This window comes from Dyella sp. 2YAF14 (assembly GCF_052114725.1).
Classification (GTDB): domain Bacteria; phylum Pseudomonadota; class Gammaproteobacteria; order Xanthomonadales; family Rhodanobacteraceae; genus Dyella.
In genome coordinates, this window is the sequence record NZ_JBFRFH010000006.1 from 20,888 (window position 1) to 41,570 (window position 20,683).

The 20,683-nt window shown below is 64.0% G+C and carries 23 protein-coding genes; 16 read left to right on the forward strand and 7 right to left on the reverse strand.

Annotated elements, in window-relative coordinates; genetic code table 11:
- Positions 1 to 10: 10 nt before the first annotated feature.
- The 4 genes from AB4Y82_RS11260 to AB4Y82_RS11275 all read right to left on the reverse strand — a co-directional run bounded on the left by AB4Y82_RS11260 (position 11) and on the right by AB4Y82_RS11275 (position 4,072).
- Positions 11 to 1,222 (reverse strand): HlyD family secretion protein, encoded by a 1,212-nt coding sequence (locus tag AB4Y82_RS11260; RefSeq protein ID WP_441604016.1) that lies wholly within the window; start codon positions 1,220 to 1,222, stop codon positions 11 to 13.
- Positions 1,209 to 2,714 (reverse strand): efflux transporter outer membrane subunit, encoded by a 1,506-nt coding sequence (locus AB4Y82_RS11265; RefSeq protein WP_441604017.1) that lies wholly within the window; start codon positions 2,712 to 2,714, stop codon positions 1,209 to 1,211. The genes AB4Y82_RS11260 and AB4Y82_RS11265 overlap by 14 nt, the downstream gene beginning before the upstream one ends.
- Positions 2,711 to 3,229, reverse strand: coding sequence for a MarR family winged helix-turn-helix transcriptional regulator (locus AB4Y82_RS11270; RefSeq protein WP_441604018.1), 519 nt, complete (start codon positions 3,227 to 3,229; stop codon positions 2,711 to 2,713). Before AB4Y82_RS11270 ends, AB4Y82_RS11265 begins: the two co-directional genes overlap by 4 nt.
- 75 nt (positions 3,230 to 3,304) lie before the next feature.
- Positions 3,305 to 4,072, reverse strand: a complete 768-nt coding sequence (locus tag AB4Y82_RS11275) for a TatD family hydrolase (RefSeq protein WP_441604019.1) — start codon at positions 4,070 to 4,072, stop codon at positions 3,305 to 3,307.
- Between the two features lie 140 nt (positions 4,073 to 4,212).
- On the opposite strand from AB4Y82_RS11275, the gene AB4Y82_RS11280 reads away from it, so the two are divergent.
- Positions 4,213 to 4,797 carry a glycine zipper 2TM domain-containing protein gene (locus AB4Y82_RS11280; protein ID WP_441604020.1) on the forward strand — a complete coding sequence of 195 codons (585 nt, stop codon included), beginning with the start codon at positions 4,213 to 4,215 and terminating at the stop codon, positions 4,795 to 4,797.
- 11 nt (positions 4,798 to 4,808) lie between these two features.
- Positions 4,809 to 5,261, forward strand: a complete 453-nt coding sequence (locus tag AB4Y82_RS11285; protein WP_441604021.1) for a glycine zipper 2TM domain-containing protein — start codon at positions 4,809 to 4,811, stop codon at positions 5,259 to 5,261.
- A 78-nt stretch (positions 5,262 to 5,339) separates the two neighbouring features.
- On the opposite strand, the gene AB4Y82_RS11290 is transcribed toward AB4Y82_RS11285, so the two are convergent.
- Entirely contained in the window at positions 5,340 to 5,774 is a 435-nt protein-coding gene (locus tag AB4Y82_RS11290; protein ID WP_046970111.1) for a cell wall hydrolase, read from the reverse strand.
- Positions 5,775 to 6,238: 464 nt separating this feature from the next.
- Positions 6,239 to 7,009 carry a CAF17-like 4Fe-4S cluster assembly/insertion protein YgfZ gene (ygfZ, locus tag AB4Y82_RS11295; protein ID WP_441604022.1) on the reverse strand — a complete coding sequence of 257 codons (771 nt, stop codon included), beginning with the start codon at positions 7,007 to 7,009 and terminating at the stop codon, positions 6,239 to 6,241.
- Positions 7,010 to 7,166: 157 nt separating this feature from the next.
- Here ygfZ and AB4Y82_RS11300 point away from each other — a divergent pair, with 157 nt between their 5' ends.
- The 14 genes from AB4Y82_RS11300 to lpxK all read left to right on the forward strand — a co-directional run bounded on the left by AB4Y82_RS11300 (position 7,167) and on the right by lpxK (position 20,090).
- The gene (locus AB4Y82_RS11300) at positions 7,167 to 7,334 is read left to right on the forward strand and encodes a DUF1674 domain-containing protein (RefSeq protein ID WP_204634504.1); all 168 of its coding nucleotides are present in this window, start codon (positions 7,167 to 7,169) and stop codon (positions 7,332 to 7,334) included.
- Between the two features lie 82 nt (positions 7,335 to 7,416).
- Positions 7,417 to 7,812 (forward strand): succinate dehydrogenase, cytochrome b556 subunit, encoded by a 396-nt coding sequence (gene sdhC, locus AB4Y82_RS11305; RefSeq protein ID WP_441604023.1) that lies wholly within the window; start codon positions 7,417 to 7,419, stop codon positions 7,810 to 7,812.
- Entirely contained in the window at positions 7,809 to 8,222 is a 414-nt protein-coding gene (sdhD, locus tag AB4Y82_RS11310) for a succinate dehydrogenase, hydrophobic membrane anchor protein (protein ID WP_441604024.1), read from the forward strand. The genes sdhC and sdhD overlap by 4 nt, the downstream gene beginning before the upstream one ends.
- Positions 8,223 to 8,226: 4 nt before the next feature.
- Positions 8,227 to 10,014: a succinate dehydrogenase flavoprotein subunit gene (gene sdhA / locus AB4Y82_RS11315; protein WP_441604025.1), complete on the forward strand. Its 1,788-nt coding sequence runs from the start codon at positions 8,227 to 8,229 to the stop codon at positions 10,012 to 10,014.
- Positions 10,015 to 10,035: 21 nt separating this feature from the next.
- A complete protein-coding gene (locus AB4Y82_RS11320; protein ID WP_109125947.1) occupies positions 10,036 to 10,818 on the forward strand; it encodes a succinate dehydrogenase iron-sulfur subunit in 783 nt (260 codons plus the stop codon).
- Positions 10,819 to 11,003: 185 nt separating this feature from the next.
- Positions 11,004 to 11,252 carry an FAD assembly factor SdhE gene (locus AB4Y82_RS11325; protein WP_441604026.1) on the forward strand — a complete coding sequence of 83 codons (249 nt, stop codon included), beginning with the start codon at positions 11,004 to 11,006 and terminating at the stop codon, positions 11,250 to 11,252.
- Positions 11,224 to 11,679, forward strand: a complete 456-nt coding sequence (locus AB4Y82_RS11330) for a protein YgfX (RefSeq protein ID WP_441604027.1) — start codon at positions 11,224 to 11,226, stop codon at positions 11,677 to 11,679. Before AB4Y82_RS11325 ends, AB4Y82_RS11330 begins: the two co-directional genes overlap by 29 nt.
- Before the next feature lie 70 nt (positions 11,680 to 11,749).
- Complete coding sequence (locus AB4Y82_RS11335) at positions 11,750 to 12,997, forward strand: lipoprotein-releasing ABC transporter permease subunit (RefSeq protein ID WP_441604028.1); 1,248 nt, start codon at positions 11,750 to 11,752, stop codon at positions 12,995 to 12,997.
- Positions 12,990 to 13,700 carry a lipoprotein-releasing ABC transporter ATP-binding protein LolD gene (gene lolD / locus AB4Y82_RS11340; protein WP_441604029.1) on the forward strand — a complete coding sequence of 237 codons (711 nt, stop codon included), beginning with the start codon at positions 12,990 to 12,992 and terminating at the stop codon, positions 13,698 to 13,700. The genes AB4Y82_RS11335 and lolD overlap by 8 nt, the downstream gene beginning before the upstream one ends.
- Positions 13,701 to 13,811: 111 nt before the next feature.
- A complete protein-coding gene (locus AB4Y82_RS11345) occupies positions 13,812 to 16,109 on the forward strand; it encodes a DNA internalization-related competence protein ComEC/Rec2 (RefSeq protein WP_441604030.1) in 2,298 nt (765 codons plus the stop codon).
- A gap of 148 nt (positions 16,110 to 16,257) precedes the next feature.
- A complete protein-coding gene (locus tag AB4Y82_RS11350; protein ID WP_441604162.1) occupies positions 16,258 to 16,908 on the forward strand; it encodes a MotA/TolQ/ExbB proton channel family protein in 651 nt (216 codons plus the stop codon).
- A 3-nt stretch (positions 16,909 to 16,911) separates the two neighbouring features.
- Positions 16,912 to 17,343 carry an ExbD/TolR family protein gene (locus tag AB4Y82_RS11355; protein WP_121881045.1) on the forward strand — a complete coding sequence of 144 codons (432 nt, stop codon included), beginning with the start codon at positions 16,912 to 16,914 and terminating at the stop codon, positions 17,341 to 17,343.
- Entirely contained in the window at positions 17,340 to 19,112 is a 1,773-nt protein-coding gene (msbA, locus tag AB4Y82_RS11360) for a lipid A export permease/ATP-binding protein MsbA (protein WP_441604031.1), read from the forward strand. Before AB4Y82_RS11355 ends, msbA begins: the two co-directional genes overlap by 4 nt.
- Positions 19,113 to 19,121: 9 nt before the next feature.
- Positions 19,122 to 20,090: a tetraacyldisaccharide 4'-kinase gene (lpxK, locus tag AB4Y82_RS11365; protein WP_441604032.1), complete on the forward strand. Its 969-nt coding sequence runs from the start codon at positions 19,122 to 19,124 to the stop codon at positions 20,088 to 20,090.
- 71 nt (positions 20,091 to 20,161) lie between these two features.
- Here lpxK and AB4Y82_RS11370 read toward each other — a convergent pair whose 3' ends face one another.
- The gene (locus AB4Y82_RS11370; RefSeq protein WP_441604033.1) at positions 20,162 to 20,638 is read right to left on the reverse strand and encodes a glycine zipper 2TM domain-containing protein; all 477 of its coding nucleotides are present in this window, start codon (positions 20,636 to 20,638) and stop codon (positions 20,162 to 20,164) included.
- Positions 20,639 to 20,683: the final 45 nt, after the last annotated feature.

Consider the following 20,683-nt stretch of genomic DNA (forward strand, 5'->3'; position numbering starts at 1 on the left):
GGGTGCTTTGTCAGTTCGCGTCTTGCTGGCCGAGGTTGGCCTTGATGATCTTCTCGGCCTCTTCGTCGGCCTTGCTGGCCATCTGGTCATACACGGAAGTTGCCGCGATCGGCTGACCGTTGCCGAGCGCCGCATTCATGGCGCCCTTGTCATCGCTGATATTGACGGTGACATCGGTGGACAGGCCTACGCGCAGCGGATGCTGGTCGAGTTCCTTGTCGTCCAACGCAATGCGCACAGGCACGCGCTGCACTACCTTGATCCAGTTGCCGGTGGCGTTCTGCGCCGGCAGCAGGGAGAACACGCTGCCGGTACCCGCGCCCAGTCCGATCACCTTGCCGTGGAATTCGACGCTGCCGCCGTAGACGTCTGCCTCGACCTTCGCCGGCTGACCCACGCGGATATGGCGAAGCTGGTTTTCCTTGAAGTTCGCGTCCACCCACAGGTCGTGCAGTGGCACCACCGCCATCAGCTGCTGGCCCGGCTGCACGCTGTTGCCCACCTGAACGCTGCGCTGGGCGACGTAGCCGGTGACCGGCGCGTAGATGTTGTTGCGCTGTGCAGCGATCCAGGCCGAACGGTAATTGGCGCGCGCCTGCTCCACCGCCGGATTGGTGGCGATGCGGGTGCCTTCGATGGCGGCGTGCGAAGCCGCGGCCTGTGCCTGCGCCGCGTCGAGCGAGGCCTGCGCCTGGTCGACGGCATCGCGCAGGTGCTGCACCGTTTCCGGCGCTTCGGCCTGGGCGGCCACCAGCGGTGCGCGACGGGCAAGATCCGCCTGCGCCTTCTTGAGATCGACGCGGGCCTTGGCCACCTGGGCGTCGGCGCTGGTCGCCGACTCGGTCTGCTGGCGCACCTGGCGCACGGCCTGCGCGAGCGCGCTGCTGGTCTGCTGCAGGCGCACGTCGGCGTCGGTGTTGTCGAGCTTCACCAGCACCTGGCCGGCTTCGACGCGCTGCGTGTCGTCAGCCAGGATCGCCACCACGATGCCGGGCACCTGCGCTGAAATCGCCACCTGGTTGCCGCCGACATAGGCGTTGTCGGTCTTCTCGCGGGTGGAGAACACGAACAGCCACAGCAGCAGCCATGCAACGGCGCCCAGCACAAAGACCGCGGCGACGATGAACAACGCGCGACGGCGCTTGGCGGGATCCTTTGCCGCCATGCCGCTGTCGTTGTCGTCGTTGTTGTTCTTCTTGACGTCGGAATCAGTGGCGCTCATTCGGGGCGTCTCCGGAAAGGTTCAAAGGGGAAGAGGGGCGATCGCTGGATGCCTGTGCCGGCAGGCTGGCGCGGTAACCGCCGCCCAGCGCCTTGATCAGCGAGATATCGGTGGAAAGCGCCTGGCCTTGCAGGGTCACGTCGCTGTCCTGCTGTTGCAGAAGGTCTGCCTGCGCACTCAGCGATTCGCGGCTGTCGCTCACGCCACGCTTGACGCGCGATTGCGCGTTGGCGAGCAGCTGCTGGTTGGCGGCGATTTCGCGGGCCTGTTCCTTGCGGCGATTCTGGATCTGATCCGCGGTCAGGCTTTGCGTGGCGACGTCGCGCGCAGCGCTCAGCACCGTGCTGTTGTATTGAGCCGCGGACGCTTCAAGCTGAGCCTTGCTCACCCCGTAGTTCGCCTCCAGCAGACCGCCGGTGAAGATCGGCAGGTGCAGGGCCGGGGTCAGGCCGAACACGCGGCTGCCGGCGTTGAACATCTTGTCGAGATCGATACTGGACAGGCCCGCCATCGCGCTGATGCTGATGTCGGGAAAGAATTCCGCACGTGCCACATCGGTCTGGCGCAGCGCCGATTCCACCTGCCAGAGACTGGCGGCGATATCCGGACGGCGCGCGATCAGGTCGACGCCGACGTTGTCCGGCAGTCCGGTGGTGACCTCCGGCAGCGCACGCGGCTGCAGGGCCGGCAATTGCGCGGGAGACACGCCACACAGGCTGGCGAGCGCGGCCTCACGAATGCGCGCGGAGCTTTCGAGCACCACCAGCATCTGCCGTGCGGACGCGGTCTGCGCCTTGGCCGACTGCACCGTGTCCGGACGATCCACGCCTTGCTTCACGCGCAGCTGCGCGATCTGCTCGAGCTGTTCGGCCGTCTTTACGGTTTGCCTGGCCAGGGCGATGCGGCTCTGATCGGCGAGCCAGCCGAAGTACGTGTCAGCGACGTTGCTTTGGATGGCGAGTGCCGCCGCGCTGTGCTGCGCTTCGGCTGCATGCGCCTGATCCACCGCCGACTCGATGGTGTTGCGTTTCTTGCCCCACCAGTCGAAGTCGTACTGCGCCTGCACGCCGATATCGCCCTGGTTGTACCAGGTGAAACCGAGGAATTTCGGCGGGATCAGGCCGGTTTCGCTGAGGCGCTGACGTTCCACCTGCGCGCTGCCGTTCACGCTGAGTCCGGCCTGTGCCGTGGCTGCACGGATATTCTGCTGCGCCGAATCGACGCGCGACTTGGCCTGGGCCAGATCCGGCGAATCCTGCATCGCCAGGTCGATCAGCTGATCGAGTTGCGGATCGTTGTACTGCTTCCACCACGCGGCATCGGGCCAGCCGGCGCGATGGCCGGTTTGAAGGCCGGCCAGCGGAACGTCGTCGCGCACCGGTGGGCGATTCAATTTGGCAGGGATGGAGCAGCCCGCAACAGCAACAGCGATCGCGCAGGCAAGCAGCGCGCGACGGCCGAGTCCGTGGCGTAAGAGGGAGTGAGGAGTCATGGACCAGCGTCCGGCTGAGTGAGCGAATCGATGTTGACGGCGATCTGGCGCAGCAGGCGGTCGAGCGTGCGCTTGTCGGCGGCACTGAGCGAGGCGAAAGCGCCATGAACGTTGGGGAAGAGCGGAGGGAGAATCTTTCGCACGAGACGCTTGCCGGCCGTGGTGATGCTGAGCACGACGCGGCGGCGATCTTCTGCGCTGGTGGCCCGCGTGATCAGGCCGCCCTTGACCAGCACGTTGGCGATGCGCGTCATATTGGTGGCGCCTTGCTGCGCGTACTCGCACAACTCGGTGGGCGTCGCGCTGCCGGTCGGGCTGCTGTAGATCATCATCAGCGTGCGGAAATCGCTGTCGTTCAAGCCGTGCGGCTTGAGTTTGCTTTCCAGCTCGCCGAGCAGGGTGCCGCCGACTAGCAGCAACAGGCGCGTGAGTACCACTTCCTGGACGGGAAGGTCCGGGAAGATCTCGCTGACGCGACCAATTCCCTCGTCCATATGGTCGAGGCATTCATGCATGCGCTTCATTTCACCAAAGAATAGTTCGCCAGTGAAGTAATTAGGCTAGCACTGGGTTCGAGCGACCCGCAAGGGTCAATCGAACCGGAACAGATTCCGGGCGTTGCGGGTGGTGGCTTCGGCGATGGCCTCGGGGCTGACGCCGCGGAGGTCGGCGATCACGTGCAGCACTTCGACCATGTTCGACGGCTCGTTGCGCTCGCCGCGATGGCAGGCGCCGGGCTGGTCGGGTGCGTCCGTTTCCAGCAGCAAGCGTTCGACGGGCATGGTCGCGACGATCTGACGAAGTCGTTGTGCGCGTTCATACGTAACCGGCCCGCCGATGCCCAGGTAGAAGCCCAGCTCCCATAGCCGCTCTGCCTGTTGCTGGCTGCCGGAGAAACTGTGAACCACGCCACGTAATCCGCCCATGCGGCGCATGGTGGAGGTGACTTCATCCATGGCGCGGCGCGCATGGACGATCACCGGCAGATCGAACTCGCGCGCTATCTGCAACTGCTGCTGGAAGTAAAACCGCTGCTGCTCGACGTCGAGTTCGGGCAGGAAATAGTCCAGTCCGATTTCGCCCACGGCCACAGCACGATGCGTCTTCAGCCAAGTGCTCAGCTCATCGAGATGCTCGGGACGATGTTCGTCGAGATAGATCGGATGCATGCCATACGCGGGGAGTACGCAGGTTTGGTCGGCCGCCAGCGAGGCAATGCGCGGCCATGATGTATGGTCGATCGCCGGAACCACGATGTGCCTGATGCCGGCGTCGCGGGCACGCTGGAACATGGCGTCCCGGTCGGATGCAAAACTCGCATCATCGATGTGCGCATGGCTGTCGGTGAGTTCGAGCACAGTACGGGGCTTCCTGAATTTGAAACAATGCGCGGCTTCGGTCTAAGCGAGCATTCAGTGACCCAGAGGTTCAATGATTGCGCTGGGATCGAATTCAAGCAGGAGCGGGGGCGCTCCGCTGGTCCCACTAGGAGAGCATTATGAACAGGTTGGTCGTTTCGGCGCTGCATGTCGGTTTCGCCGGTGTATTGGTGTTGGGTCTTTCGGCGTGTAATCGGGACGCGAATGCTGACGGTGGCGTGGGCGCCGCTGCGCAGCAGCAAGGGGCTGCCGATGGTGCCAAGTACGCGCGCGTGACGAGCGTGACGCCGGTCCGTGAGGCCGCGAGTGCGCCGCAGCAGGTATGTCATGACGAGGTGGTGACCACGCACAAGCCGGTGCAGGACACCCACCAGATTGCTGGTACGGCCATTGGTGCCGTGGCGGGTGGCTTGCTCGGCAACCAGGTCGGCGGCGGCAAGGGCCGCACCTTGGCAACGGTGGCGGGCGCGGTCGGTGGTGGCTATGCAGGCCATGAAATCCAGGCCAATCACCAGGCAAACGCCACCCAGCAAACCACGCAGCGTAAATGCACCACAGTGGCCGGCAGCGGTGGCGACAAGGTGGTGGCATACGATGTGAGTTACGAGTACAACGGCGTGACCCGCACTGTACGAATGGATCACGATCCGGGTGACAGGCTGCAGGTACAGGAAGGTGTGGTAGCCGTTTCCGACGCTCACTGAGGATTCACGCCATGCAAACACTGCTTAGACATTTGGCTGTCGTAGGACTTGTTTCCGCTGTTGCGCTGCTTTCCGGTTGCCAGACGCCACCGCAGCGCCAGGTGGCTTACAGCGGCGCTTCCAACCGTTGCGAGCAGTGTGGCGTGGTCAGTGACGTGCGGCAGATCCAGACCCAGAAGGAATCGTCGCCGCTGGGCATGGTCATCGGCGGCATCGCTGGCGGCGTGATCGGCAACCAGTTCGGTGGCGGCAGCGGCAAGGCCCTGACCACCGTGGCTGGTGCGGTGGCGGGCGGCGCCATCGGCAATCAGGTCGGCAAGAACAATAGCGGTCCCGATGTCGCATGGCAGGTCACCGTCAAGCTCGACGACGGTCGCTATGCCACGGTGACGCAGGCAGCTGATCCGCAGGTTCGCCCCGGCGACTACGTGCAGATCCGCAACAACCTCGTGTATCGGCTCTGACGTAAAGACGTCTGGACGTCCAAATGAAAAGGCCCTCGCGAGAGGGCCTTTTTTTATTCTCTATGGGGTGGGGTGTGTTTAGTTGCTGACGGCGTAGAACGCATGTTCGCCGATGGTCTTGACGCGTTTCGTCGACCACGCGGTGGTGACGGCAAGCGTGGCGAAGTGATCTGCTTGCGGCACGTACACGGTGCGCTCTCCCTTTGGCAGGCTCCAATTGCTGATCGAATCACCAGCAATCTTCCACGCCTTGGTCCAGGAGTTCAGATCGGTCACTTCGAACGTGCTTGCGGTGGTTGTCAATGCGAATTGCCGCGGCGACTTGACCACCTCACAAACATTGTCGCCCCACGTACCGCGGTCGCGACGACGAAGAGCAACTTCGGCCACGGCGTACTGGCCGAGGGTCGATTCACTGCGTGCCTCGAGATACACCGTCGTGGCCAGGCAGGTCTGGTCCGCGAGGGGCTGGGGTAGCACGGACGCTAACCACAACAGCATGGAAAGTTTCATTGAGTCTGCCTCCAACGTGCTGTACGCGTGAGGTCGGTACTGCTGACTTCACGCGCCGTTGCGGTGGACGGGCGGGCAGGCCGTTCCACCTGGATTGATCGCCGCGACCGAAACTTGTGGTCAGGCGGTTTGCCACGGGATTGTGGCCAGTCGAGCGGCTGTTCCGGTGCCGCTCAAAACTTGTGGTGCTGCAAGGGCATAGATCGGGTACTAAGGACCGCGTTGCCTGCAACGTCAGCCGCGCCAAGGGGCGGCATTGGATACACCGACATCTCTGTCGGGTCGCGCTGATCCGGACCCCTCCGGTTCGTCGCGTATGTGGACACCCAGGGCAGTGGGTGTCTATCGAATTGGTTGGCGAGACTAGTGGCCGATTTCTGATCTGGCAAGTGCCTCGCAGTTCAGGTTCACGTCACACTCACATTGTCGTCTCGCTTCGTGAATCTTTGCGCCTGTTTGTTTCATCATGCAGACCAACTCTGCACGACATGCAAACGAATGCCTTCGTCAGTGTCGATACGCGATGCATCATCAAGCGAATTCATTAGACCATCGTCTATGACTGCAAGCGCTCGAAAGGTTGCATCGTCATTGGCCACATCCAGCAATTGAATGCTGTTGTCACCGTTACGGTGCAGCACGGTGCCCCCGCTCACAAACTGCGACAATACGACGCAATGCATATGCCGCTTGTGTCCACCGCGGTAGTGCAGGCGCGCCACGATCTCCTGGCCGGGATAACAGCCTTTGTCGAATGCAACCGCTTGCAGACGCTCGAGCGAAATAGCAGGCGGCAGCAATGCGCTTAGTGCTTCATTTGGCAACCACGGCCAGCCCGCGCGTACCTGCAACACTCGCCACGCATCGTCGGCAGTTGCAGCGCCGACGATTACGCTGTGATCACCGCAACCGAACACGTACGCATCACCTTCACGATGCACGGCGTACGTCGTGAGTGCTGCGCCGGTGGCAAGTGCGCGCGGTTCGGGCACGCTCAGTTTGAGCTTGGAGCGAAACACGAAACGTTGCAGCGATGCCGCCATCGACGATGCATCGCCGCCGCGCAACAGCAGCAGCAACGAGTCATCGGCGATACGTGCGAGCTGGAACAAGGCAAGCACGCGGCCCTGGGCATCGAGCCACGCGCTGAACTGCCAGTGGCCGACGGCAAGCGACTGGACATCGCTGGTGAACTGGGCTTGCGCAAAGGCCGCGGCGTCGGTGCCTTCGATCAACAGGGTCTGGGCGGAGAGGTCGGTAGGCATAAGAAAGGGAGGTAAGGGCGGGCAGGGGAAGTCACAAGGGCCGCTGCCCTACTGGCAGAGCAGCGCACCGTCGTCAAGGTTGTGCTGCATTAACGCAGGTATTACGCTTTTACGGCTTTCAAACACCATGTCCGATACCTCCTCCCAAACTGAGTCCAAGCCCGCGTCCGCTCCGGTGGAGCAGGTTCCCGTGCCCGCGGTTCCGGCCACGGACAAGACTTCGACGGAGCGAGCGGCCCCCGATCCCACCCGCTACGGCGATTGGGAAAAGAACGGGCGCTGTATCGACTTCTGATTCGCCGCGCCGGCTCGGGTCGGCGTCGTCGGAGCGGGAAGGGCGGTAAAGGGCATCAGCGATTCCACCCAGGATAGCCGCCATGGCAGACACGCAACGACCGCTCTCTCCCCACATGGGCATATATAAGTGGCAAGTGCAGATGGTGACCTCCATCGTGCACCGCGCTACCGGTATCGCCCTTTCCGTCGGAACCTTGCTCGTGTTGTGGGGTGTGTTCTCCCTCGCCAGCGGCGAAGACAGCTATAACCAGTTCAAGACCTGCATCGGCAGCCCGATCGGCATGATCCTGCTGATCGGCTGGAGCTGGGCGCTGTTTTTCCACCTGCTCAACGGCATCCGCCACCTGATCCAGGACGGCGGCATGGGCTACGCCATTCCGCAGTTCGTCCGTTCCAGCTGGCTTTCGATCATTGGCAGCGTGGTGCTGACCATCATCGTGTGGGCTTACGTGCTGACTGCCGGAGGTGCCGCATGAGCGCCAACGGTCCGCAGTACGACGTGCGCAAGCAATTGCGCACCCCCTTGAAGCGCGCCCGCGGCCTCGGCTCGGCGCAATCCGGTGTCGGTCATTGGTGGACACAGCGCATCACCGCCGCGGCGCTGGTGTTCCTCGGCATCTGGTTTGTGGTGACGGTGCTGGGCGCCTTGCACGCCGACTACGCCACCGCCCGCGCCATGATCGCCAAGCCGTGGAACGCCCTGCTGCTGGTCGCCTTCGTGCTGGCCATGTGCTGGCACGCGGTGCTCGGCCTGCAGGTGGTGATCGAAGATTACGTCCATACCCGCTGGGTGGAGGTGTCCCTCCTGGTGCTGGTGAAGTTCATTGCAGTGCTCGGCACGTTGGCCACGTTGATGGCCGTGCTGCGCGTGGCGCTGGGAGCCTGATTCGATGGAAAGCTACAAGATCCAACAGCATAAGTACGACGTGATCGTGGTCGGCGCCGGCGGCGCTGGCCTGCGCGCCACCTTCGGCCTGGCCGAGAAGGGCCTCAAGGCCGCGTGCATCACCAAGGTGTTCCCGACCCGTTCGCACACCGTGGCGGCGCAGGGCGGCATCTCGGCCGCGCTCGGCAACATGGGCGAGGACGACTGGCGCTTCCACTTCTACGACACGATCAAGGGTTCGGACTGGCTCGGCGACCAGGACGCGATCGAATACATGTGCCGCGAGGCGATTCCGGCCATCATCGAGCTGGAACACTACGGCGTGCCGTTCTCGCGCACCGAGGAAGGCAAGATCTACCAGCGTCCGTTCGGCGGCATGACCACGCACTACGGCAAGGGCACCGCGCAGCGCACCTGCGCCGCGGCCGACCGTACCGGCCACGCCATCCTGCACACGCTGTACCAGCAGGCGCTGGCGCATGACGCCACGTTCTTCATCGAGTACTTCGCCATCGACCTCATCTTCGATGAAGAAGGTGTGTGCCGCGGCGTGCTTGCGCTGGACATGAACGAAGGCACCTTGCACTTCTTCCGCGGTCACGCGGTGGTGCTGGCAACCGGCGGTTACGGCCGCGCCTACTTCAGCGCCACCTCGGCGCATACCTGCACCGGCGACGGTGGCGGCATGGTGCTGCGCGCGGGTCTCGCGCTGCAGGACATGGAGTTCGTGCAGTTCCACCCGACCGGCATCTACGGTTCGGGCTGCCTGATCACCGAAGGCGTGCGTGGCGAAGGTGGCTACCTCACCAACTCCAACGGCGAGCGTTTCATGGAGCGCTATGCGCCCAACGCGAAGGATCTCGCTTCGCGTGACGTGGTCAGCCGCGCCATGACGATGGAAATCCGTGAAGGCCGCGGCGTGGGCGAACACAAGGACCACATCCACATCAACCTGATGCACCTGGGCGCGAACGTGATCCACGAACGCCTGCCCGGCATCGCCGAATCGGCGCGCATCTTTGCCGGCGTGGACGTGACCAAGGAACCGATCCCGGTGATCCCGACCGTGCACTACAACATGGGCGGCATCCCCACCAACTATCACGGCGAAGTGGTGCAGAAGCGCGGCGACGACGTCGATGCGGTGGTGCCGGGCCTGTTCGCCATCGGCGAAGCGGCTTGCGTATCCGTGCATGGCGCCAACCGCCTGGGCTCCAACTCGCTGCTCGACCTGGTGGTGTTTGGTCGCGCGGTGTCGCATCGCTGCGCCGAGATCATCAAGCCGGACACGGCCCACAAGGACCTGCCGGCCAGCGTGCTGGACAAGGCCTTGGCCCGTTTCGACGGCCTGCGCAACGCCAAGGGCAGCCTGCCGACCGCGAAGATCCGCGCTGAAATGCAGCGCACCATGCAGTCCGATGCGGCCGTGTTCCGCACCGGTGAGTCGCTCAAGGAAGGTTGCGAGAAGATCTCCAAGGTGCGCGAGTCGTTCAAGGACGTGGGCGTCAGCGATCGTTCGCTGGTGTGGAACTCCGACCTGATCGAAACGCTGGAACTGGCCAACCTGCTCGACCAGGCCGTGGCCACCATGTATTCGGCCGAGCAGCGTCACGAGAGCCGCGGCGCGCATGCCCGCGAGGACTTCCCCGATCGCGACGACCATGTGTGGCAGAAGCACACGATGGTGTCGGTCGATGAAGCTGGCAAGACCAACTTCGATTTCCGTCCGGTGCACATGTACACCATGACGAAAGACGTCGACGTCGTGCCGCCGAAAAAGCGCACTTACTGATACCCGGACTGGAGAGCCACTGTGGCTGAGTTTTCGCTTCCCAAAAATTCCAAGGTCCAGCCGGGCAAGCACTTTCCCGCGAAGGACGCCAAGAAGCCGCGCACGTTCCGCATCTATCGCTGGAGCCCGGACGACGGCCAGAACCCGCGCATCGATACGTATGAAGTCGACATGGCTTCGTGCGGCCCGATGGTTCTGGACGCGCTGCTGAAGATCAAGAACGAGATCGACTCGACGCTCACCCTGCGCCGTTCGTGCCGTGAAGGCATCTGCGGTTCGTGCGCGATGAACATCGACGGCACCAACACGCTGGCCTGCACCAAGGCGATCGAGGATTGCGCTTCGGGCGACGTGAAGATCTATCCGCTGCCGCATATGCCGGTGGTGAAGGATCTGGTGCCCGACCTCACGCACTTCTACGCCCAGTTCGCCTCGATCAAGCCGTGGCTGCGCACGCAGAGCCCGGCACCGGCCGACAAGGAGCGCCTGCAGTCGCCGGAAGACCGCAAGAAGCTCGACGGCTTGTACGAGTGCATCCTGTGCGCCTGCTGCTCGACCAGCTGCCCGAGCTACTGGTGGAACGGCGACCGCTACCTCGGTCCGGCCATCCTGCTGCAGGCCTATCGCTGGATCATCGACAGCCGCGATGAGGACACCGGTGCGCGTCTGGACGATCTGGAAGATCCGTTCAAGCTGTATCGCTGCCACACGATCATGAATTGCGCCCGCACCTGCCCCAAGGGTCTGAACCCGGCGAAGGCGATTGCGGAGATCAAGAAGTTGATCGTCGAGCGTCGGACCTGATGCTTTTGTTCCCTCTCCCCGACGGGGAGAGGGCTAGGGTGAGGGGCGGGTGCTCGCGGAAGAACCTCCAATCTGGCTCTAGATAAACTGGGCCAAGATTGACTCCTCACCTCAATCCTCTCTCCCACAGGGACTACCTTCTGGTCGCCCGGAGGGGAGAGGAAGTAACTAGGAGGCGTGTTGCAATGGACGAAGCCCGCATCAAACGCCTCCGCTGGCGCACGCGCCGCGGCACCCGCGAGCTCGACGCGCTGTTCGGTGGCTGGCTCGACGAACGCTTCGCCAGCGCCGACGAAGCCCAGCGCCAGGCCTTCGATGAACTGCTCGACGTGCAGGACCCGGACCTTTGGGACTGGGTGATGGGGCACGCCAAGGCGACGCGTCCGGACTGGCAGGCGATCATCGATGACATCCGCTCCCGCCATCGGCTTTGAATACCGGCCCTCGCGCTGGCTGGGGCGGCTTCTCTGGTTCCTCTGTGCCCTCGCCACACTGGCCGTGTGGATGTGCGCCGCGCCGTGGCCGGCCAGGCTCGCCATCAGCTTCGCCATTGGCCTTGCCCTCTGGCGCACGCTTGCGCGCTGGTCCGACGCACCGCTGCAGGCGGCTGGCTGGGGGCGTGATGGCGGCTGGAGCCTGAGATTGCGGGGTGAGCAGGACGGGGCGGCGACCCTGGCATCGTTTCGGGTGATCGGCGAGCAGCTCGTTTGGTTGCGGCTGTCGCTGGCCGACGGGGGCCACGCCAACCTGCTGCTGGCGCCGGACAACAGCGACGCCGATATCCGCCGCCGGCTGCGCATGCGGCTGGCCCAGGTCGAGGCATCGGGCACTTACGCCTCTGGCCGCGGTCCTACGGTTTAGCCGCGTTACAGGCGATAATCGTCAGCATTCGGGCGGCCAGCCCCTTCGATACCCACAAGCGACCGCCCTAATGTTCCGACCGCTAGAGCTTTTTATTGGCCTGCGTTACACCCGCGCCAAGCGTCGCAATCAATTCATCTCCTTCATCTCGACCGTCTCCATCGTCTGCATCGCCATCAGCGTGACCGCGCTGATCACGGTGATGTCGGTGATGAACGGCTTCGACGACGAGCTGCGCTCGCGCATCCTCGGTGCCATTTCTCATGCCACGGTTTCCGGCATGCCGGGCGAAGCCGTGCAGGACTGGCCGCGGGCGGTGAAGATCGCTGGCGCCAACAAGCATGTGCTCGGCGCCGCGCCTTACGTGGAGAGCGAAGCCTTCCTGCAGGCACGCCGTTCCACCGGCGGCTTGCTGCGCGGCATCGAACCGGCGCAGGAGCCCAAAGTCTCCGACCTCGATCAGCACATGGTGGAAGGCAAGCTCACCGAGCTGACGCCGGGCAGCTGGCACATCGTGCTCGGTCGCGAACTGGCCATGCAGCTGGGCGTGTCGGTGGGCGACAAGGTCATCGTGGCCGTGCCGGCATTCCAGTCTTCGCCGATCACCGGCAGCGTGCCGAACCTGCGCACGTTCACGGTGTCGGGCGTGTTCGAAATGGGCATGCAGGAATTCGATTCGGGTCTTGCGCTGGTCAACATGACCGACGCCGAGCGACTCAATCGTTTGGGCGGTCCCACCGGCATCCGTTTGAAGCTCGACGACATGTTCAACGCGCGCGAAGTGGCACGCGAACTTGCCGATCAGCTGGGCCAGGTCTACCGCGTGGATACCTGGATGGACAGCCACGCCAACTTCTTCTCCGCCATCTCGATGGAGAAAAAGGTGATGTTCATCATCCTCTCGCTGATCATCCTGGTGGCCGTGATCAACCTCATCTCGATGTTGATGATGCTGGTGACGGATAAGCAGGCCGATATCGCCATCCTGCGCACGCTCGGATCCACTCCGCGCAGCATCATGGGCATGTTCATGGTGCAAGGCGTGCTGGTCGGCTTTGTCGGCATCGGTTTCGGCGTGGGCCTGGGTTCGCTGCTGTCGTGGAAGCTGCCTGGCATCGTGAAGTGGATCGAACATGTCACCGGCGTCACCTTCCTCTCGCCGGACGTCTATTACATCAGCGAGCTGCCGAGCAAACTGCTGGCGAGCGACGTGGGCTGGGTGGCGCTGATCACCTTCCTGTTCTCCTTGCTGGCCACCCTCTATCCCGCTTGGCGTGCGTCGCGCACCCAGCCCGCGCAGGCGCTGCGTTATGAATAAGCCGATGAACTCCGCCAATGACGTGGTGATGCGCGCAAGCCATATCGCCAAGACGTATGAAGAAGGCGATCTGAAAACCGACGTGCTGTCCGACGTGAGCTTCACCCTGAAGCGCAGCGAGACGCTGGCCATCGTGGGTGCTTCGGGCTCGGGCAAGAGCACGTTGTTGCACATCCTCGGCGGCCTGGACACGTTGACGCGTGGCGACGTGGAAGTGGAGGGACGCAACCTGTCCAGCCTTTCCGACGCCGAGCGCGGCCGTGTGCGCAATCGCTCGATGGGTTTCATCTACCAGTTCCACCATCTGTTGCCGGAATTCACCGCGCTGGAAAACGTGTGCATGCCGCTGTTGATCCGCGGCGTGGCCATCAGTGAAGCGGAACGCCAGGCGGCGTCGTTGCTGGGTCGGGTGGGACTGGGCCAGCGCTTGAATCACAAACCGTCCGAACTCTCGGGCGGCGAGCGCCAGCGCAGTGCGGTGGCGCGCGCCCTGGTGACGCGTCCGGCCGTGGTGCTGGGCGACGAACCCACCGGCAATCTCGACGAAACCAATGCGGCGCAGGTCTACGACTTGATGATCGAGCTCAACCGCGAGATCGGCACCAGCTTCATCCTGGTCACTCACGATAACCGCCTCGCCAAGCGCATGGATCGCACGCTTGAGCTGCACAACGGCAGCCTGGTGGAGAAGATCCACGCATGACGACCGAGGCCGCCGCAAGGCGGCCTTCGTGTTTGAGGCCTACAGGTTTTTCGGCGCCGTCGTTGCCTCGCACGCATTAACCTGATCCCTTCCGCAGGAAAGGGGACGGCATTGCGCAAGGACGGCGCGCTGGTACCGGCGATCATGTTGCTGCTCGGCGTGCTGGTCGTGCAGTGGCTGGTGGTGTTGCCGTCGGCCTGGTTCTGCGGCGCACTCGCCGTACTTGCATGCATCGTGCTTCGTCTGGGCGCCTATGGGCGTGCACTGGCCTGGTGCCTGTTCGGCATCGCCTGGGCGTGCTGGCGTGGCGGCGCCGCGATGGACGCGCGTCTGCCGCGCGAGCGGGAAGGGCAGGACATCACCGTCGTGGGTCGTGTCGACGATCTGCCAATCGTCGGCAACGACGCCACCGGCTTTTTGCTCAACATCGAACATGCCGCATTCGGCGATACGCCGTTGCCCTTGCACGGACGCGTGCGCGTGAATTGGTATCGCGACGCTCCCCAGATACCACCATGCAGCCGCTGGCAGCTCAGCTTGCGCCTCAAGCGTCCACGCGGGTTGGTTAATCCCGGCGGCGCCGACGGCGAACGCAGCGCACTCGAGCGCCACATCGTGGCGGTGGGTTACGTGCGTGACGGCGAGGATAATCGGCCACTCGAAAGTCCAGGTTTCTGCATCAACCGCGTTCGCGCTGCGATCAGTCGCGGGATCGCTGCGCGTGTGAGCGATCCACACGATGTGGCCTTGCTGCAGACATTCTCCGTGGGTGATACGCGAGGTTTGAGCCAGCACGATTGGGAAGTGGCTCGTGCAAACGGCATTCCACACCTCATCGCTATCTCAGGTTTTCATGTCGGCGTATCGGCGTTGTTTGGCGTGTGGTTCGCGCGCCTGATCTATCTGCTGGTGCCGCGTTGCGGATGGCGACTTCCGAGAGTGCAGGCGCAGGCCATGGCCGCGCTGGCAGCGGCAGGGGTGTACAGCGCATTGGCGGGGTTTGGCCTGCCGACGGTGCGCACCTTGTTGATGATCGCCATCGTGGCGCTGGCGCGATGTTCCCGGCGTCATCCGACGGGCGCGCAGACACTCTCGCTCGCGCTGTTGGCCGTGTTGCTGATGGATCCCTTGTCGGTATTGTCGGCAGGCTTCTGGTTGTCGTTTATCGGCGTGGCGTTCCTGATGGTGAGCCTGTCGATACACGGCAAAGGACTGCGCGGCTTCCTGCACGAGCTGTCCGCCGGTCAGTTGGTGATGACGCTGTCACTGTTGCCTTTGACGATGTGGTTCTTCGGCGAATCGTCGCTCGTTGGTGCATTCTCGAACCTGATCGCCGTGCCCTTCGTGAGCTTCGTCATCGTGCCCGCCGCGCTGATTGGCATGATCATGTTGGGGATCTGCCCCCCGCTGGCGCAGCCCGTGTTCCGCTGCGCGGCGTGGATGGCGCATGGGCAATGGTGGCTGCTGGAGCGGATGGCAACCTGGCCGGGCGCCCATTGGTATCTGCCCGAAGTCAGCGCATGGGCGCTGGTGCTGGCGACCTTGGGCGCGCTGTGGCTGTTCGCGCCGCGAGGCTTGCCCATGCGATGGCTCGCCGGTCTGTTGTTCCTGCCACTGTTGTTTCCGCAGCGAACGCTGCCCACGCAGGGCGGCTTCCAGCTGTGGATGCTGGACGTGGGGCAGGGCCTGTCGGTGGTGATTCGCACCGAGCACCACGTACTCGTCTATGACGCGGGTGCGCGCTATCCGTCGGATTTCGACCTGGGCGAGGCGGCGGTGCTTCCTTCATTGCACGCGCTCGGCATCAGGCACCTCGACTTGATCGTTGCCAGTCATGCCGACAACGACCACGCAGGCGGCATTCCAGCCGTTGCCGCTGCATTTCCCGCAGCGGAACGCATCTCGGGTGAGCCTGAGCGATCGCCTGTGCCGATGGCGGCATGCGAGGTTGGCAGGCGCTGGCAGTGGGACGGCGTGAGCCTGCGTGTATTGCCCTCGGGCGGGAGCGGTGGCCCGGCCAATGACCGCTCCTGCGTCCTGCTCGTGGAAGGGGCGGCCGGCCGGGCGCTGCTGACCGGCGACATCACGGCAGCCGTCGAGCCCACAGTGGCCTTGTCACTGCGGCCGGGACCTCCTTTGGTGATGACGGTGCCGCACCACGGCAGCAAGACTTCATCCAGTGCGAGCTTCATTCAGGCGATCTCGCCCGAGCTGGCGCTGGTCTCGGCGGGCTGGCGCAATCGCTTCCACCATCCCAGCCCGGTCGTGATCAAGCGCTACGACGAGGCCGGCGTGCCATGGATGAACACGGCGACCGCCGGGGCCATCCAGGTCGATGCGCCGCCGGATCGACCGCCCCATGTCGCGGCCACCTGGCGGCAGCGCCAGTCTCGCTACTGGCGCGAATGAGCCCGGGACCTTGCCGGACGTCACCGGAGGCCCCAAAAAGGCGACTTTCGCAACTGCCACCGGTGCCGCGGAACGGCCGGACGAGACTGTTATGATGCGTCCCTCCTGACTGGCGAAGTGGCTCGGAGTCGTTGTGCTGGATATCTTGATGGCTGGTGGCTGGGCGATGCTGCCCATCCTGATCTGTTCGGCGGTCGCCCTGGCGATCGTGCTGGAGCGTTGCTGGACCCTGCGCCGCAAGTCGGTGCTGCCGCCCGGCCTGGGCGAGGAAGTACGCAACTGGGCCCGCTCGGGCCAGCTCGATCCGAGCCATCTCACCACCCTCGCCAACGGTTCGCCGCTGGGCGAGCTGCTGGCCTCGGCGCTGGCTGTGCGCAACCGTCCGCGTGAACTCATCAAGGAGCGCATCGAGGACACCGGTCGCCATGTGGTCCATCGCATGGAGCGCTATCTCAATACGCTGGGCACGATCGCACTGATCGGCCCGCTGCTCGGCCTGCTCGGCACGGTGATCGGCCTGATCCGCATGTTCATGGAAGTGCTGCACGGTGGCGTGGGTGATCCCATGAAGATGGCCGGCGGCATCGGCGAAGCGCTGATCTGTACCGCCACTGGCCTGATCGTCGCCATTCCCGCGTACGTGCTGCATCGCTATTTCCGCTCCAAGGTCGCTGGCTACTGCGTTGAAATGGAAAAGCAGGCCACCGAACTGCTCGACGAGCTCACCATCAACCAACCGGCTCCTGCGCCCCGCACGCGTGCGCCGCGCGCTGCCGCTGCCGAGTCGAGCGCGAGCTGACGCATGCGTATCGGCAACGACCGTCGGCAAGACGACTTCGAGATCAACGTGATCTCGCTGATCGACGTGCTGCTTACCCTGCTGATGTTTTTCGTGTTGACCACCACGTTTATCCAGCACTCGCGGCTGCAGGTGACCCTGCCCAAGGCCAGCGCGGAAGAACGCGACATGCAGGCACCCGCGCTCACCGTGGTGGTGGACCGCGACGGCCACTTCTTCGTGGGCAGCGATGAAGTGCACGGCGAAGGCGTCGAGCCGCTCAAGCAGGCCATCGGCAACGTGGCCGGCGACGATCGCGAGCGCCAGGTCACCATCCGCGCGGATGCCATGACCCCGCATCAGAACGTGGTCACCGCCATGGACGCGCTGGGCCAGCTCGGCTTCACCAAGTTGTCCATCGCCACGACCCCCAGCCAGGCGGATAGCGCTCAGTGAGCAACGGCAAGGTCAAGATCTGGGACGCGCACACGCGCCAGATCTACAAGCGCCTGTTCGGCTACACCCGGCGCTTCTGGGTGGTGGGCGTGATCGCCATCGTCGGCATGATCGTTGACGGCGGCGGCTTGGCCGTGTTCACCAAGCTGCTGAAGCCGATGATCGACAAGCTGTTTGTCGATAAGGATCCGGTGCTGATTTTCTGGATGCCGATCTGGATCGTGCTGATCTTCCTGGTGCGCGGTGTTGGCACCTTCGCCAGCAGTTACGGCGTGTCCTACATCGGCCGCAACGTCGTCAACGCGATGCAGCGCGACGTGTTTGGCGCCTATCTGCGCCTGCCGGCGACGTTCTTCGGCCAGGAGCATTCCGGGCACCAGGTTTCGCGCATCACCTATACCAGTGAACAGGTCGCATCCGCCTCGACCGACTCGGTGAAGGTGGTGGTGACCGAAGGCGTCACCGTGATCGGCTTCATCTACGTGATGCTGAGCACCAGTGCGTACCTCACGCTGGCCTTGTTCGTGATGGTGCCGCTGATCATGCTGATCGCTGGCATCGTCAGCCGTCGCTATCGTTCGATCAGTCGCCGCATCCAGGGCATGATGGGTTCGGTCACCGGTACGGTGGAAGAATCGGTCGAGGCGCATCGCGAAATCCGCATCTACGGTGGCCAGGAGCAGGCGGCTGCGCGCTTCAGGGACGTCACCGACAGCACGCGACGACTGAACCTCAAGATTGCCTCCACCAATGCGCAGTCGAGCACGGCGATCCAGACCGTGGCCGCGCTGGCGCTTGCGGTGATGGTGTTTCTGGCGACGCGGCCATTCGAAATCCAGCATATGTCGGCCGGTGTGTTCATCACCGTGCTGACCGCCATGGGCGGCATGATGCCGTCGCTGAAGCGGCTGGCGAATATCCAGTCGAATATCCAGAGCGGCATTTCCGCGGCCGAAAACCTGTTCGAGATCATCGATACGGCGCCCGAGGTGGACGCGGGCACGCGTGTGCTGGAACGCACCCAGGGCGATATCCGTTTCGAAAACGTGGGACTGGTATATCCGCGCGGCGAGTTCGAAGCCTTGCGCGGCATCAACCTGCACTGCGCGCCGGGCACGGTCACCGCCTTGGTGGGGCGATCGGGCAGCGGCAAGAGCAGCCTGGTCAGCCTGCTGCCTCGCTTCAATGCGCCCACGACGGGGCGCATCCTCCTTGATGGCGCTGACTACGAGAGCATCACGCTGGCGTCGTTGCGCCGGCAGATTGCCTGGGTGGGGCAGAGCGTGGTCTTGTTCGACGGCACCGTCGCGGAAAACATCGCGTACGGCGAACTTGCCGGTGCAAGCGAGGCCGACATCATCGCGGCCGCGCAGGCCGCCAATGCGTGGGAATTCATCCAGAAAATGCCGCAAGGCATTCATAGCGTGATCGGGCAGGGCGGCAATCTGCTTTCCGGCGGTCAGCGTCAGCGCCTGGCCATCGCCCGTGCGATCCTCAAGAACGCACCCATCCTCGTGCTGGACGAAGCGACCAGCGCGCTGGATACCGAATCCGAGCGATTGATCCAGCAAGCGCTGCAGGGCCTGATGAAGGACCGCACCACGCTGGTGATCGCGCATCGCCTGTCCACCATCGAACACGCCGACCAGATTGCCGTGATGGACCAGGGCCGCATCGTCGAGCGCGGCACGCACGCCGACCTGCTGGCCTTGAACGGCCACTATGCAGCGCTGCATCGCATGCAGTTCCACAGCCAGGCCAGTGACTGAGGCCATGGCATGACGACGGCCGAACGTCTCCAATCGGCTTGGTACGGCGGAGCGCCTGCGCCATGGTGGACGGGGCCGCTGTCATGGCTCTATGGCGCGATCACCGCGTTGCGGCGTGCGTTGTATCGCGCGGGCATTCTGCGCAGCACACGGTTGACTGTGCCGGTGATCGTGATCGGCAATCTGAGCGTAGGCGGTACCGGCAAGACGCCGTTGACGATCGCTCTGGCCGAAGGGCTGCGCGAGCGCGGCTACACGCCTGGCGTGGTCAGTCGCGGCTACGGCGGCACGCAAAAACTTCCCCTCTTGTTGGATGCATCGGCCGAGCCGTCGCAAGTCGGCGATGAGCCCTGCCTGATCCGCACCAGCGGCGTGCCGGTGGCGGTAGGTCGCGATCGACCCGCAGCGGCGAAGCTGCTGATCGACGCCGGTTGCGACATCGTGATCGCCGATGACGGCCTGCAGCACTATGCGTTGGCGCGCGACCTGGAGATCTGCGTGATCGACGGCGTGCGCCGCTTCGGCAACGGCCGCCTGTTGCCGGCCGGTCCTTTGCGCGAGCCGATGTCGCGTCTGCAGCAGGTCGACTATCGCGTCTGCAACGGTGGTGCCGTGGCGCCCGGCGATATCGCAATGGAATTGCGCGGCGGCATGGCACGCGCATTGGTCGACGATCACGCGCAGCCACTGGCGGATTTCGCCGACCAGACCGTGCATGCCGTCGCCGCGATCGGAAACCCGGCGCGATTTTTTGCAAGCCTGCGTGCGCAGGGCCTGCAGGTGATCGAGCATCCGTTTCCCGATCACCACGCCTTTGTGCCAAACGATTTTCCGTTCGACGGCAAGCCAGTCCTGATGACGGAAAAGGATGCCGTGAAATGCCGGACCTTCGCGCAGGCCCATTGGTGGTCGGTGCCGGTGCGGGCGGTATTGCCCAAAGCCTTCTTCGACGACATCGACGCGCGCCTGCGCCGCTGACCTTACTGACGTCAGCCAAGAAAAAAGCCGGCCTTCGCAGGCCGGCTTTCTTGTTTGAATCGTGCAGCGACTTACTGGATGCGCGTGATATTGCCTTGCGGATCGATCTGCACCAGATCGCCGGTGCGGATCGCGCTGGCATCGGGCACCGTCACATTGGCGTAGGAGCCATTGCCCATGCGGATGCGCAAGCTGTAGCTGGCGTTCGGACGGCCGCTGTTGGCGCCGATGCGGTTGCCCGCGTAGCCGCCGCCGACGGCGCCGGCCACCGTGGCCAGGGTGTTGCCCTTGCCCTTGCCGACCTGGTTGCCCAGCACGCCGCCGGCGATGCCGCCGATGATGGTGCCGGCCATGCTGTGGTCGTTGCCCTGGGTGATGCTCTGGTCGATCGACTCCACCGTGCCGCACTGGTCACAGCGGATATAGATGCCGTCGTTGCGAACCAGCACGCCGTTGCGCGCCGGCTGCTGGGACTGGGCACTGGCGGCAAACGGGCTGATAGCCAGCAGGGCTGCCAGGGACAACACGGCGATACGGGGGGTGAACATGGACTCTCTCTCTCCATTGGGTGGGCGTTGCGTCACCAGTCTAGC

Excerpts from the sequence above, each read along its gene's own strand:
- AB4Y82_RS11260 (WP_441604016.1), bottom strand. The coding sequence starts at position 1,222 with ATGAGCGCCACTGATTCCGACGTCAAGAAGAACAACAACGACGACAAC.
- AB4Y82_RS11265 (WP_441604017.1), bottom strand. The coding sequence starts at position 2,714 with ATGACTCCTCACTCCCTCTTACGCCACGGACTCGGCCGTCGCGCGCTG.
- AB4Y82_RS11270 (WP_441604018.1), bottom strand. The coding sequence starts at position 3,229 with ATGCATGAATGCCTCGACCATATGGACGAGGGAATTGGTCGCGTCAGC.
- AB4Y82_RS11280 (WP_441604020.1), top strand. The coding sequence starts at position 4,213 with ATGAACAGGTTGGTCGTTTCGGCGCTGCATGTCGGTTTCGCCGGTGTA.
- AB4Y82_RS11285 (WP_441604021.1), top strand. The coding sequence starts at position 4,809 with ATGCAAACACTGCTTAGACATTTGGCTGTCGTAGGACTTGTTTCCGCT.
- AB4Y82_RS11290 (WP_046970111.1), bottom strand. The coding sequence starts at position 5,774 with ATGAAACTTTCCATGCTGTTGTGGTTAGCGTCCGTGCTACCCCAGCCC.
- AB4Y82_RS11300 (WP_204634504.1), top strand. The coding sequence starts at position 7,167 with ATGTCCGATACCTCCTCCCAAACTGAGTCCAAGCCCGCGTCCGCTCCG.
- sdhC (WP_441604023.1), top strand. The coding sequence starts at position 7,417 with ATGGCAGACACGCAACGACCGCTCTCTCCCCACATGGGCATATATAAG.
- sdhD (WP_441604024.1), top strand. The coding sequence starts at position 7,809 with ATGAGCGCCAACGGTCCGCAGTACGACGTGCGCAAGCAATTGCGCACC.
- sdhA (WP_441604025.1), top strand. The coding sequence starts at position 8,227 with ATGGAAAGCTACAAGATCCAACAGCATAAGTACGACGTGATCGTGGTC.
- AB4Y82_RS11325 (WP_441604026.1), top strand. The coding sequence starts at position 11,004 with ATGGACGAAGCCCGCATCAAACGCCTCCGCTGGCGCACGCGCCGCGGC.
- AB4Y82_RS11330 (WP_441604027.1), top strand. The coding sequence starts at position 11,224 with ATGACATCCGCTCCCGCCATCGGCTTTGAATACCGGCCCTCGCGCTGG.
- AB4Y82_RS11335 (WP_441604028.1), top strand. The coding sequence starts at position 11,750 with ATGTTCCGACCGCTAGAGCTTTTTATTGGCCTGCGTTACACCCGCGCC.
- lolD (WP_441604029.1), top strand. The coding sequence starts at position 12,990 with ATGAATAAGCCGATGAACTCCGCCAATGACGTGGTGATGCGCGCAAGC.
- AB4Y82_RS11350 (WP_441604162.1), top strand. The coding sequence starts at position 16,258 with ATGGCTGGTGGCTGGGCGATGCTGCCCATCCTGATCTGTTCGGCGGTC.
- AB4Y82_RS11355 (WP_121881045.1), top strand. The coding sequence starts at position 16,912 with ATGCGTATCGGCAACGACCGTCGGCAAGACGACTTCGAGATCAACGTG.
- lpxK (WP_441604032.1), top strand. The coding sequence starts at position 19,122 with ATGACGACGGCCGAACGTCTCCAATCGGCTTGGTACGGCGGAGCGCCT.
- AB4Y82_RS11370 (WP_441604033.1), bottom strand. The coding sequence starts at position 20,638 with ATGTTCACCCCCCGTATCGCCGTGTTGTCCCTGGCAGCCCTGCTGGCT.